This is a genomic window from Nonomuraea sp. NPDC049758 (assembly GCF_040674635.1).
Taxonomy (GTDB): Bacteria; Actinomycetota; Actinomycetes; order Streptosporangiales; family Streptosporangiaceae; genus Nonomuraea.
In genome coordinates this window covers 573,025-586,031 of the sequence record NZ_JBFAMZ010000001.1, presented here as the reverse complement: position 1 = coordinate 586,031, position 13,007 = coordinate 573,025, and the positions used below count along the sequence as shown (strand labels likewise).

The 13,007-nt window shown below is 72.9% G+C and carries 11 protein-coding genes and 1 pseudogene; 9 read left to right on the top strand and 3 right to left on the bottom strand.

The features are described 5' to 3' along the window. The first annotated feature begins 3 nt into the window (after positions 1–3). From AB0J46_RS02770 to AB0J46_RS02755, 4 genes are read left to right on the top strand one after another with little or no spacing between them, the layout of a single operon-like run. Entirely contained in the window at positions 4–1,533 is a 1,530-nt protein-coding gene (locus AB0J46_RS02770) for an amidohydrolase family protein (RefSeq protein WP_364325496.1), read from the top strand. 44 nt (positions 1,534–1,577) lie between these two features. Continuing rightward, positions 1,578–2,654: an alanine racemase gene (locus AB0J46_RS02765; protein ID WP_364325493.1), complete on the top strand. Its 1,077-nt coding sequence runs from the start codon at positions 1,578–1,580 to the stop codon at positions 2,652–2,654. Between the two features lie 9 nt (positions 2,655–2,663). Then, entirely contained in the window at positions 2,664–3,044 is a 381-nt protein-coding gene (locus AB0J46_RS02760; protein ID WP_352349473.1) for a Rid family detoxifying hydrolase, read from the top strand. A gap of 9 nt (positions 3,045–3,053) precedes the next feature. Further along, positions 3,054–4,250, top strand: coding sequence for a hypothetical protein (locus AB0J46_RS02755; protein ID WP_364325490.1), 1,197 nt, complete (start codon positions 3,054–3,056; stop codon positions 4,248–4,250). Between the two features lie 12 nt (positions 4,251–4,262). Here the strand turns inward: AB0J46_RS02755 and AB0J46_RS02750 are convergent, their stop codons facing one another. Together AB0J46_RS02750 and AB0J46_RS02745 are read right to left on the bottom strand one after the other, a co-directional pair. Next, the gene (locus AB0J46_RS02750) at positions 4,263–4,802 is read right to left on the bottom strand and encodes a TetR/AcrR family transcriptional regulator (RefSeq protein WP_364325487.1); all 540 of its coding nucleotides are present in this window, start codon (positions 4,800–4,802) and stop codon (positions 4,263–4,265) included. 3 nt (positions 4,803–4,805) lie between these two features. Further along, the gene (locus tag AB0J46_RS02745) at positions 4,806–5,420 is read right to left on the bottom strand and encodes a LysE family translocator (RefSeq protein ID WP_364325484.1); all 615 of its coding nucleotides are present in this window, start codon (positions 5,418–5,420) and stop codon (positions 4,806–4,808) included. A gap of 102 nt (positions 5,421–5,522) precedes the next feature. Here AB0J46_RS02745 and AB0J46_RS02740 point away from each other — a divergent pair, with 102 nt between their 5' ends. From AB0J46_RS02740 to AB0J46_RS02720, 5 genes and pseudogenes are all read left to right on the top strand, one after another. Next, complete coding sequence (locus AB0J46_RS02740; RefSeq protein ID WP_364325481.1) at positions 5,523–8,261, top strand: AAA family ATPase; 2,739 nt, start codon at positions 5,523–5,525, stop codon at positions 8,259–8,261. Positions 8,262–8,515: 254 nt separating this feature from the next. Next, entirely contained in the window at positions 8,516–9,316 is an 801-nt protein-coding gene (locus AB0J46_RS02735; RefSeq protein ID WP_364325478.1) for a hypothetical protein, read from the top strand. Positions 9,317–9,489: 173 nt separating this feature from the next. Next, the gene (locus AB0J46_RS02730) at positions 9,490–10,782 is read left to right on the top strand and encodes an ArsB/NhaD family transporter (protein ID WP_364325475.1); all 1,293 of its coding nucleotides are present in this window, start codon (positions 9,490–9,492) and stop codon (positions 10,780–10,782) included. Between the two features lie 45 nt (positions 10,783–10,827). After that, positions 10,828–10,986 (top strand): annotated as a pseudogene (locus AB0J46_RS02725) (sigma factor); the annotation flags it as partial. A 172-nt stretch (positions 10,987–11,158) separates the two neighbouring features. Next, a complete protein-coding gene (locus AB0J46_RS02720) occupies positions 11,159–11,551 on the top strand; it encodes a hypothetical protein (RefSeq protein ID WP_364325472.1) in 393 nt (130 codons plus the stop codon). On the opposite strand, the gene AB0J46_RS02715 is transcribed toward AB0J46_RS02720, so the two are convergent. After that, positions 11,548–12,972, bottom strand: coding sequence for an MFS transporter (locus tag AB0J46_RS02715; protein ID WP_364325469.1), 1,425 nt, complete (start codon positions 12,970–12,972; stop codon positions 11,548–11,550). The genes AB0J46_RS02720 and AB0J46_RS02715 overlap by 4 nt on opposite strands. Positions 12,973–13,007 lie beyond the last annotated feature (35 nt).

Here is a 13,007-nt window from a genome sequence, read left to right as displayed (position 1 = left end):
GGTGTGAGGTTCGACGTAGTCATCAGCGGCGGCCGGGTGCTCGACGGCACGGGCGCGCCGCCGTACCGGGCGGATGTGGGCATCGCGGGCGACGAGGTCGCGGCGGTCGGCAGGCTGGGCGGCGCGCAGGCCGGGACGGTGATCGACGCGACCGGCCGGTTCGTCGCGCCGGGCTTCGTCGACTGCCACGCCCACGGCGACGCCGCCGTGTTCGACCCGGCCGTGCAGCTCGCGGCGTTGCGGCAGGGGGTGACCACGTTCGTCCTGGGACAGGATGGTCTGTCCTTCGCGCCGGGGTCGGCGGAGACCGTCGCCTACGCCTCCCGCTACTTCGCCGCCGTCAACGGCGCCCTGCACGAGGGCCCGCTGAGCGTGGCCGAGCTGCTCGACGGCTACGACCGCGCGGTGGCGCTCAACACGGCCTACCTGCTGCCGCACGGCACGATCCGCTACGACGTCCTCGGGCCCTCGCCGGAATCGGCCTCGCGGGCGGAGCTGGCCGCGATGGTCGAGCGGGTCGAGCGCGGGCTGTCCGAGGGGGCGGTCGGGCTGTCCAGCGGGCTGGAGTACCTGCCGGGCCGCTACGCCGACGCCGCCGAGCTGGCCGCCCTGTGCGCGCCGCTCGGCGGCCTGCCGTACGTCACCCACATGCGGGCCTACGGCGCGAACGCGGGGGTCGGCATGGCGGAGGTCGTGGACATCGCCGGCCGTTCGGGCGCGGCCGTGCACGTCTCCCACCTGCACGGGCCGGCCGACGTGCTGCTGCCACTGGTCGGCAGGGCCCACGACGACGGCGTCGACCTCACCTTCGACACCTACCCCTACCTGCGCGGCAGCACGATCCTGGCCATGGTGGTGCTGCCGCCGTCCGTGCCGGGCGCCGACACCGACGCGGCGCTGGAGATGATCGCCTCGCCCGAGCTGGACGGCTGGTGGGCGGGGCTCGGCGAGGTCTACCCCCGGCTGACCGTCTCCCACGCGCCCGGCCTGGAATGGGCCGAAGGGCTCGCCCTGCCGGACGCCGCGGAGCGGGCCGGCATGACGCCCGCCGCCTTCTGCCGCCACCTGCTGGTGGCGACGCGGCTGGAGGCCGGGTGCGTCTCCGCGCGTCCCGACGAGGGCCCGGCGGGTGAGGAGTCCGTACGACGGATCCTGCGCCATCCGTCCCACACCGGCGGCTCCGACGGCATCTACGTGGGCGGTCATCCGCATCCGCGCGGGTTCGGGGCCTTCGCCAGGTTCCTCGGCCGGCACGTCCGCGAGCTGGGCGACTGGACGTGGGAGCAGGCGGTCGTGCACCTGGCCTCCCACCCGGCCCGGCGGTTCGGGCTCGACCGGCGCGGGCTGGTACGCGCCGGACACGTCGCCGACCTGGTGGTCTTCGACCCGCTCACGGTGTCGGACCGGTCGACGTACGCCGATCCGCGCACCCCCGCGCACGGCGTGGACGACGTGCTCGTCTCCGGCGTACGGGTGCTGACCGGCGGCGAGCTGACCGGGGCCAATCCCGGACGGGCGCTTCGATCACGCTGATCCCGCCTGGGATAAGGTCAGACGCGGATAAAAGGGGGGGTGTCGTGCAGGTGATCCTTGGGCAGTCCGTCCTCGACGGCGAGCTCGGCTTTCCGCTGATGATCGTGCACCGCGACGCGCTGGAGCACAACGTGGCCACGATGGCGGCCTTCGCCCGCGACCACGGCATGGAGCTGGCTCCGCACGTCAAGACGCACATGTCGCCAGAGATCTCCGCGATGCAGCTCGAAGCGGGCGCCTGGGGGCTGACGGTCGCCACGACCCGGCAGGCCAGGATCGCCCGCGGCTACGGCGGCGACCGGATCATGGTGGCCAACCAGGTCGTCGACACCGCCGGGCTGACCTGGGCCGCCGGAGAGCTCGACCGCGACCCCGCCTTCGAGTTCCTCAGCTTCGTCGACTCCGAGGCCGGGGTGGACATCCTCGCCCGGCACGCCTCGACCCGGCCGTTCCGGGTGCTGGTGGAGCTCGGGCACGAAGGCGGACGAGCCGGCTGCCGCACCCTCGACGAGCTGCTGAAGGTGGCCGCGTACGCGCAGGAGACGCCCGGCGTCGAGCTGGCCGGCGTCGCCGGGTACGAAGGGGCGCTGAAGAGCGCCGACGAGGTGCGACGGTACCTGGGCGGGCTGCAGGAGGCCGTCGAGCACGTCCGCGTGCGCACCCCGATCCTGACGATCGGCGGCAGCCAGTGGTTCGACGTGATCGGGCGCGAGCTGGTCACCACGCACGCCAGGATCCTGCTGCGCAGCGGCGCGTACGTCACCCACGACGACGGCTACTACCGGGAGCGCACGCCGTTCAACCGGATGGAGGGCGAGCTGCGGCCGGCCCTTGAGGTGTGGGCGCACGTGCTGTCCACGCCCGAGCCGGGCCTCGCGATCGTGGGCATGGGCAAGCGCGACGCGCCCTACGACGAGGGCCTGCCGGTGCCGCGCCGGAGCGGCGTCACGATCACGAAGATGCAGGACCAGCACACCGTCGTCCGGGCCGACGGGCTCAAGCCGGGCGACCTGCTGGCCTTCGGGATCTCACATCCGTGCACCGCGTTCGACAAGTGGCGCGTGCTGCCGTTGGTGGACCGGGATTACCGTGTCGTCGGCACGATTCACACCGATTTCTAGGGAGATTCCGTGAAGAAAGAGCTCAAGACCACCGAGGGCGCCGCGCCGGTCGGAGCGTACTCCCAGGGGCTCGTGGTGGGCGACTTCGTCTTCACCTCCGGCATGGGCCCGCTCGACCCGCACACCGGCGAGATCGTCGGCGACGACGTGGCCGCCCAGACCCACCAGGTCATGAAGAACCTCGGGGCCATCCTCGCCGCCCACGGCCTCGGCTTCGACGACGTCGTCAAGTCGACGGTCCACCTCCAGAACGTGAAGGAGGACTTCGCCGCGTACAACGAGGTGTACAAGTCCTATTTCACCCAGCCGTACCCGGTGCGGACGACGGTGGGCTCGCAGCTCATGAACATCCTGGTGGAGATCGACTTCGTCGCGCACAAGAGCGCGTAAGGTCTGCACGTGGACAGTTCGGTATACGTCTTCGCCGAGGACCTGCACGGTGAGGGCGTCGAGCGGGTGCTCGACAGGATCAGCGCGTACGGCGTGGGCGGGGTCACGGTCGGCGCCGTCCACCACGCCGCGCGCGACGTCACCCCGCACGGACTGTCCCGGCTGACCGTCAGGCACGACGGCGCCCACTTCACCCCGCCGGCCGAGCTGTTCGACGGGCTGCGGCTCGCCCCCGTGCCCGGCCACGTCCACGCCCTCGACGGGCTGCGCGAGGCGTGCGCCGGGCGCGGCCTGAAGCTCCATGGCTGGACGGTCTTCCTGCGCAACGCCACGCTCGGCAACGAGCACCCCGACGTGACCGTGCGCGACTGCTTCGGCGACCGCGGCTCGCTCGTCGACCTGTGCCCCGCCCATCCCGACGTGCGCGAATACTCCGTCGCGCTGGCCAGGGCGGTGGCCCGGCTGGGCGTCGAGAGCGTGGTCGCCGAGGCGCTGCACTTCACGCCGGTCGAGCCGCAGCGCTCGTTCGTGCAGCTCGGCCCCATGGACACGTTCCTGTTCGGGCTCTGCTTCTGCGACTACTGCATGCGCCGGGCCACCGACCTGGGCGTGAACGCCGAGGTGGCGCGCGAGGAGTGCGCGCGGATCGTGGGCGGCGTCTTCGACGGCGACCCGGCCGCGCAGGGCGAGGTGACCAGGGCGGCGCTCACCGCCTACGCCGGGCCCGAGGTGGTGGCGTACGCGCGGGCGCGCTCGGAGACCGTCACCACGCTGGTCTCCGAGGTGTCGTCGGCGGTCGCGGAAGAGGGCTCCAGGCTGGTCTTCATCGACTCCACCGGGGCGGTGAAGGGCTACCGGGACGGCCTGCCCACGCCGGGCCTGGCCGCCCACGACGCCTGGCAGCTCGGCGTGGACCTGGTGGCGCTGGGCGACCTGGTGCCCGCCTTCGGCGTGCTGGCGTACGCGCGGGACGCGGCGCGGGTGGCCGACGACGTGGGCGCGTACCTGCGGTCGGTGGGCAAGGACCGCGAGGTGCGGGCGGTGCTGCGGCCCGGCTACCCCGACAGCGACTCGACCGACCGCCTGGTGGCCAAGGCCAGGGGCGCGAAGGCGGCGGGCGCGCTGGCGGTCGATTTCTACGCCTACGGTCTGGTGCCGCACCCGGTGCTCGACCGCATCCCGGCCGCCCTCGCCGCCGCCGGCTGACCCACCAACTGCTCAGAAGGCGTCGAGCAGGGCCGAGACGGCCTTCTCTGCGAAGCCGCCGGGCAGCGGCAGGCCGCGGAAGACCGTGCGCATCCACACGGCCCCGGCCAGCAGATCCATGATCAGCAACGGGTCGGCCGACGCGCTCAGCTCACCCCGCCGCACCGCGCGCTCGAACACCACGCGTTCCCGCGCGAACCGGTCGGCGAAGAACCGGCGGGCGTCGAGCTCGGGATGGCGCACGGCGGCGGCCAGCGCCGCGACCGCGATGTCGCTGCCGGGCGGCTCGGTGAGCAGCCGCCCGACCTGCTCGACCAGCGCCACCAGGTCGCTCCGGAACGACCCGGTGTCCGGCGGCTCGAACGCCAGCACGCCGGACTCGACCAGCGCGGCCCCCAGCAGCGCCGCCTTGGACGGCCACCACCGGTAGATCGTCGTCTTGTTGACCCCCGAGCGCTCGGCGACCCCCTCGACGGTCAGCCCGTCGTAGCCCTTCTCCGCGACCATCCACAGGGTCGCGTCGAAGATCTCCTGCTGCTTCCTCGGCGCCATAGGTCATTTTCTCCCGGCGAACGCCATGGCCACGCCGAGCCCCAGGTAGACGACGCCGCTGACGTACCGCAGAGCCTTGGCGCCCCTGGTCAGGCGGGTGCCGAGGGTGCCGGCGGTGAGGGCGTACACGACGTCGGAGACGAACCCCAGGAGCAGCAGCGTCAGGCCGAACACGACGATCTGCAGCGCCGGCGAGCCGGCGCCGGGGTCCACGAAGTGCGGGAGGAACGCCACGAAGAACAACGCCACCTTGGGGTTGAGCACGTTGACCAGGACCCCTTCGAGGAACACCTTGGCCAGCGGCTGCACGGGCGGCGTCCCGGCCTGCGCGTCCTTGGCGGTGAAGGCGCGCACGCCCAGGTAGACGAGGTAGGCCACGCCGGCCCACTTGACGACCGCGAACAGCGTCGCCGACCGCGAGATCACGTACGAGAGCCCGGCCGCGGCGGCGGCGATGTGCACCAGCGTCCCGGTCTCCACGCCGAGCGCGCTGGCCAGCCCGGCGGCCCTGCCCTGGGCCAGGCCCCTGGCGGCGATGTAGAGGTGGTTGGGGCCGGGGACGAGCACCAGAGTGAGCGAGGCCGCCGTGAAGAGCACGAAAGTCGTCAAGGAGATCACGAAAGAGCAGCGTAGAGCGGGTCCGGTTCGACGATGAGGGCCAATCCAGCGGCTGCCGGGCGGACCAATGGAATGTCACAGGCGCGTGGCACACTTGCTGGCGTGAACGGTCTTCTCGTCGGGCGCTCGGCCGAGCTGTCCAAGCTCGTGCGTGTGCTGGAGTCCGCGGCCGACGGCACGGCCGGGGTCGCGCTCGTCGGGGGCGACGCGGGGATCGGCAAGACCCGCCTGGTCGGCGAGCTGGTCGCCGAGGCGCGCGAGCGCGGCTTCCACGTCATGGTCGGCCAGTGCGCCGAGCTGGGCGACGCGCTGCCCTACCTGCCGCTGGCCGACGCGCTGCGCGGGGCCGAGCCCGGCGTGCGCGAGGCCGTCGCCGCCCATCCCATGCTGGGCCAGCTCCTGCCGGGCCGGGAGAGCGGGGCGCCGTCGGCCGGGCTCACCCAGCAGCGGCTGTTCGGGTCGCTGCTCGGGCTGCTGGCCGACGTCCAGCCGGTGCTGTTCGTGATCGAAGACCTCCACTGGGCCGACCGTTCCACCCGCGACCTGCTGGTCTTCCTCAGCCGCATGCTCCAGAGCGAGCGCGTCTGCGTGGCCGGCACCTACCGCACCGACGACCTCCACCGTCGCCATCCGCTGCGCGCGGTGCTGGCCGAGCTGAAGCGGCTGCCGTCGGTGACGAACGTGGAGCTCGGCCCGCTGGAATCCGGCGAAATGTCGGACTATGTCACCACCTTGGGGCAGGTGGACGCGCAGGAGCTCGGGCTCATCGTCTCGCGCGCCGAGGGCAACCCGTTCTACGCCGAAGAGCTGTTCGCGGCCATGTCCGAGGGCGACAGCCTGCCCGACGGGCTGGCCAGCCTGCTGCTGTCGCGGGTCGAGGTGCTGTCCGAGGCCGGGCAGCGGGTGCTGCGCGCCGCCGCGGTGGCCGGCCGCCGGGTGGAGGACGACCTGCTGCGCGAGGTGGCGGGGCTGCCGCTGGCCGAGTTCGAGGAGGCGGTCAGGGAGATCGTCTCGCGCGGCCTGCTCAAGGTGCAGGGCCATGGCTACGCCTTCCGCCACGCCCTGCTGCAGGAGGCCGTCTACACCGACCTGCTGCCCGGCGAGCGCACGCGGCTGCACGCCGACTTCGCCCGGCTGCTCACCTCGCCCGCCGAGCTGGCCCACCACCACCTCGCCGGCCACGACCTGGCCGGGGCGCTGGCGGCCTCGGCGCAGGCGGGCCGCGAGGCCGAGCGGCTGGGCGCGCCCGCCGAGGCCCACAACCACTACGACCAGGCGCTCGGCCTGTGGGACCGCGTCGAGGGCGCCGCCGGGCTGGCCGGGGAGAGCCGGGTCGCGCTGGCCTTCCGCAGCGCCGTCGCGGCGGCCGACAGCGGCGACAACCACCGCGCGGTCCACCGGCTGCGCGCGCTGCCCTCGACCTCCGAGGTGGAGGAGCGGCTGGCGTACTACCTCTTCGAGACCAACGACCCGCCCGGCGCGATCGCGGCGGCCGAACGCGCGGTCGAGAGCGCCGAAGACGAGCCGAGCCTCGCCCGTGCCCTCGCCACGCAGGCCCGCACGCTGCTGTGGACGCCGCGCCACCACGAGGTCGAGCCGCTGACCGCGCGCGCCCTGGAGACGGCCCGCGCCTGCGGCGCCGTCGACGCCGAGGTGGGCGCGCTGCTCACGCTGGCCAGTTACGTCGAGCAGCGGGGCGACGTCGCCCGCGCCCATTCGCTGGTCGAGAGCGCCTCCGCCCGGGAGACCGGCGACCTGGCGATGGACCTGCGGGCCCGCTTCCACCACGCCCGCATCCACTACGAGCAGGGCCTGCTGGCCCAGGCCGCCGAGGTCGCCGACGACGGCATCAAGCTGGCCGTCCACACCGGCCTCAACTGGAGCACCTACGGCACCGACCTGCGCTTCCTGCGCCTGCTCATCCACTACGTCGCGGGCGAGTGGGACGCCGCGGAGGCGGTGGCCGCCGGGTTCGGCGCGCGGGTGGGCACGTTGTCGGAGGCCATCCTGTCGTCCTTCGCCCTGTTCATCGAGGTGGGGCGGGGGTTGCCCGCGGTCGAGGCGCGGCTGGGGTGGCTGCGCCCGTTCTGGCACGATCCGCTGGCGACGTACATGTCGCGGGGCATGGCCGCCGAGCACGCCCTGTGGAACGGCGACCCGGCCGCCGCGCTCGACCACGCCCACGCGGCCATGGCCACGCTCGACGAGGGCGAGTCGGGCACGCTGCGGCTGGCCGCCGTCAGCCTGTGGGCGATGGCCGAGCTGGGCACCACCGAGGGGGCCGACGACCTGCTGGCCCGCGCCCGGTTCGCCGCCACGAGAGGGCCGACCGGCGACGGCGGCCACCTCGGTCCCGAAGGTCAGGCGTGGGCGCTGCGCGTGGAGGCCGACTGGCACCGCCTCTACGGGCGGCTCGACGTCGAGCTGTGGCGCAAGGTGGTCGCGGCGTTCGACTTCGGCTTCGTCTACGAGGTGGCCAGGGCGCGCTGGCGGCTGGCCGAGGCGCTGCTCGCGGCCGGTGAGCGGGAGGCGGCGCAGCAGGAGTGGTCCCTCGCCAAGGAGGCGGCCGGCCGGCTGCGGGCCGCGCCGCTGGAGGCCGCGCTGCTGGAGTTCGGCAGGCGGGCCAGATTCGGCGGCGGGCAGGCCGAGGGCGGGCTCACCGCGCGCGAGGTCGAGGTGTTGCGGCTGGTCGCCGAGGGGCTGACCAACAAGGAGATCGCCGGGCGGCTGTTCATCGCGCAGAAGACGGTGAGCGTGCACGTCTCCAACATCCTGGCCAAGCTGGAGGTCTCCACCCGTACCCAGGCGGCCGCCGCCGCCCGCGCGCACGACCTCCTCTGATCGCCTCCGGCTGCCGGGCTTCCTCGCCTGCGCGGCCGGAGCGGCCGAGCGCGGACAGGCGGGGGTGAGTCCGTACATCTGAGACGCCACGTGCGGCCATTTGGGGCGATGTTTGCGGTTCGCCTCGTAGCGTCCGAGATCGGGACCTCTCACCGGAGAGCGATGGCGGGCCCGGCCGGCTCGCGTCGACCCGTCCTGTCGTGACGGGTCGGCCCGATGCGCCGACCCGTCCTGCCTCGAAAAGGAGCAGTCTCATGCCTACTCTCGCCACGTCACTGCCCGCTCTGGCCGCCGCCGGGCTGACCGTACTGGCTCCGGCCGTCGTCCCGGGGGCCGCGCACGCCGCGGCCGTGATCTCCTGCACCGTGTCCGGCCAGGCACAGTACATTCCCGGGGCGCAGCGGCTGCTGCACCTGGACCATTCCGTCAGCCGCCGGGAGCCGTGGAACTGCGTCGACCACAGCGGCACGGGCGTCACCGCGGCCCGGCTCAGAGCCAGCTTCAACGGCGTGAACCCGAGCTGCGGCGGACGCACCGTCACCAGGGGGCGCCCGTCCGGCGAGGGCAACGCCTTCGACCGCGTGTTCGGCGACCGCGACGCCGAGGACCGCAACCTGTCCAACCGCATCGTCTACAACCGGGAGGGCCGCAGCCTGGCCGACCGCATCGTCCACGACCAGGACGAGCGCAACCTGGCCGACCGCATCGTCTACGACCGCGAGCGCTGGGGGCAGTCCGACGGCGTCATCCGCGACCGCGCCGCCGCCGCCGGGACCGCCGCGCCCGGGATCGCCCCGCCCGGAGGCACCGGCACGGTCACCATCGACTGGACCATCAAGGGCGCCAGGCAGACCAGCAAGGCCAGCGCGCGCATCGTCGAGGTCGTGCACGACACGGCCAAGGTGTCGGGGACGATCCAGTCCGGGCCGTTCAGGGGCAGGACGTTCACCGGCCGGTTCGACACCTACCTGCTCGGCGGTTCGGGCACGTGCGTCTCGGGCTCGTCCGGCAGCGTGCTGCACGCGGGCTTCAAGGGGCAGGTCAGCGTCGGCTGACCGGCCACCCCACCGGGCGCGACCGGCGCCTGGCCCCGTACGGGCGGCCAGTCCGCCGGTCCCGTCCGGCCGCGCCTCTTGGTAAGTTGTCCTGAGGTGTGCCGGGAAGTCTGGTCGGCGATTCCGTCGTCGACCGTGGAGTTCTCCTTGAAGGCTTTCCCGGGTGGTCCGCCGTGACCGTCACCGCGTGGCTGGCGGTCGCCGTCTTCCTCGTCTCGTACACGCTGATCGCCACCGAGAAGGTGCACCGGGTCGCCGCCGCGCTCGGCGGCGCGGGGATCATGCTGGTGCTGCACGCCACCGACGGCGGCGCGGCCTTCTTCGACGAGCACACCGGCATCGACTGGAACGTCATCTTCCTGCTGCTCGGCATGATGGTCATCGTCGGCGTGCTGAAACAGACGGGTGTCTTCGAGTTTCTGGCCATCTGGGCCGCCAAACGGGCCAGGGGGCGCCCGTTCCGGCTCATGGTGCTGCTGATCCTGATCACCGCGGGCGCGTCGGCGCTGCTGGACAACGTGACCACCGTGCTGCTGATCGCGCCGGTGACGTTCCTGGTCTGCGAGCGGCTGGCGCTGCCGGTGGCGCCGTTCCTCATCGCCGAGGCGATGGCCTCCAACATCGGCGGCACCGCCACCCTGGTCGGTGACCCGCCCAACATCATCATCGCCAGCCGCGGCGGGCTGACCTTCAACGACTTCCTCGCGCACCTCGCCCCGCTGATCGTGGTGCTGCTCGTGGTCTTCATCGGGCTGTGCCGGGTGATGTTCCGCCGGTCGTTCCGCTACGACCCCGAGCTGGCGGCCGAGATCATGACGCTCGACGAGCGCGAGGCCATCGCCGACCGCAGGCTGCTGTGGCAGTCGCTGACCGTGCTCACGGTGGTGATGGCGGCGTTCGTGCTGCATCCCGTGCTGCACTACGAGCCGTCGGTGGTGGCGCTGCTCGGCGCGGGCGTGCTGGTGGCGCTCACCAAGGTGACCACCGAGGAGGCGATCGCCGAGGTCGAGTGGCCCACGCTGGTGTTCTTCGCGGGGCTGTTCGTCATGGTCGGCGCGCTGGTGGAGACGGGCGTGATCGCCCAGGTCTCCCAGGCCGCCGCGCAGGCCACGCACGGTCAGCTCGGGCTGACCACGATGGTCCTGCTGTGGGCCTCGGCGGGCCTGTCCGCCATCGTCGACAACATCCCGTACGTGGCCACCATGAGCCCGATCGTCGCCGACCTCGTCCAGGCCAACGGCGGCGAGGGGCCGGCGCAGGTGTTGTGGTGGGCCCTGGCGCTCGGCGCCGACCTGGGCGGAAACGCCACCGCCGTGGGCGCGGCGGCGAACGTGGTCATCCTCGGCATCGCCGCCCGCAACGGCACGCCGATCAGCTTCTGGCAGTTCACGAAGTACGGTCTGATCGTCACCGCGACGACGGTCGCGCTGGCGACGCCGTACCTGTGGCTGCGTTACCTGGTGTGACGCAGCTCATGTCACACCCGGGGGCCACAAAGGCTCTCAAAGGACATGATGCCTGGAATGACGGACGTTTTCGGCGGCCACAGGGAGCTGCTGTTCTCCATCGTCTACAACATGCTCGGCAGCGTCTCCGACACCGAGGACGTGCTCCAGGACACCTGGCTGGCCTGGTCGTCGCGGGACCCGGACGAGATCGGGAACCCGCGCGCCTACCTGGTGCGCATCGCCGTGAACCAGGCGCTCGCGCACCAGTCGGCGCTGCGCCGCCGCCGCGAAACCTACGTCGGGCCGTGGCTGCCCGAACCGCAGCCCCGCCGCCGTACGCCAGCTCGCGCACCGGGCCCGCGAGCACGTACAGGCCCGGCGTCCGCGGTACCGGGTGGACGCGCACGTCCAGCAGGAGGTGACCGAGCGGTTCGTGGCGGCGGCGTTCGGCGGCGACCTCGACGCGCTGATGGGGCTGCTGGCGCCGGAGGTGACCCTGTGGGCCGACGGCGGCGGCAAGTCCGTGGTGGGCGGGCCGCGTCCGGTCCGGGGCCGCGACAAGGTGGCCCGGCTGCTCGTCGCGCGCACCGCCCGGCCGATGGAGGGGCTGGACATCCAGTACCGGGAGACCAACGGGGACCCGTCGGCGGTGGTGTTCGTGGAGAACGCGCCGTTCGCCGTCATGGTCGTCGATCTGACCTCCGACGGGTCGCAGGTGCGCGACATCTACACGGTCGCGAACCCCGACAAGCTCTCCCGGGTGCGTAAGGAGCCGGGGGCGGACTAGCCGACGGTCTCGGGCACCGGGCTCTCGACGGGTGCGGCGGCGGCGCGGGCACGCAGGCCGAACGCGGTCACCAGCACGGCCGCCACCGCGACGGCCACCGGGACGGCCAGGGCGATCCGGAGCGAGTCCAGGGTCGGCGCGGCGCCGCCGCCGAGCGCGGCCACGTTCACGGCGGTGACCGCCGACAGGCCGAGCGCGGTGCCGAACTGCATCGCCGTGTAGAGCAGGCCGCCGGCCAGGCCCTGCCGGTCCTCCGTCACGCCCTCGGTCGCGGCCATGGTCAGCGGGCCGTAGGTCAGCGAGAAGGCCAGGCCGAGCAGGAGCATGGTGGGCAGCATGGCGGCGTACGTCCAGTCCGGGCCGACCGGCAGGAACAGCACGTACGCCAGCGCCGACAGCACGATCCCGGCGAACAGCACGCGGGCGTTGCCGAACCTGTTCACCAGGCGCGGCGTGAGCGTGGGGGCCAGCACCGTGTCGATGCCGATCACCAGCATGGCCAGGCCGGTCTGCAGGGTGCTCCACCCGCGCACCTCCTGCAGGTAGAGCGTGGCCAGGAACTGGAACCCGGCGAACGAGGCCAGGAACAGCAGCGCGCCCAGGTTGGCCCGGACGAGCGGCCCCGAGCGCAGGATGTCCAGCCGGACCAGCGGGTTGGACGAGCGGCGTTCGATCAGCACGAACACGGCGAGCAGCAGCAGCCCGGCGGCGAACGTCGCGACGGTGACGCCGGAGCCGTCCGCGGGCGCCTCCAGGCGGACCACGCCGTACACGAGCAGCAACATCGAGCCGGTGATGGTCAGCGCCCCGGCCAGGTCGAACGAGCCCCGCACCCGTTCGCCGGAGTCCTTGACCAGCGGGACCGCGGCCAGCAGGATCACCGCCGACAGCACCACGGGGGCGAAGAACACCCAGCGCCAGCCGATCGAGGCCAGCAGGCCGCCGGCGACCAGGCCGAGCGAGAAGCCGCCGGCCGCGGTCCCGGCGTACACGCCGAGCGCCTTGGTGCGCTGCGGGCCCTCGGGGAAGTTGCCGGTGACCAGCGCCAGCCCGGCGGGCGCCATGAACGCGGCGGCGACCCCCGTGACGAAGCGGGCGACCAGCAACATCCATCCTTCGGTCGCCAGGCCGCCCAGGCCGGAGAAGAGCAGGAACACCGTCAGCCAGGTCAGGAACATGCGGCGGTGGCCGAGCAGGTCGGCGGCCCGGCCGCCCAGCAGCATGAAGCCGCCGTAACCCAGCACGTACGCGCTGACCACGCCGCTGAGCGTGCCGGTGGACAGGCCGAGGTCGGCGCGGATCGACGGCAGCGCCACGTTGAGCATGGCCACGTCGATGCCTTCCAGGAAGACGGCCCCCGCCAGGACGAACAGCGCGGCCCACGCGCGTGCCCCCATGCGGGGGTGGTTCACGGGAGACATGGTGAATTCCTTCCATAATGGTCGGTTCCTTCTTG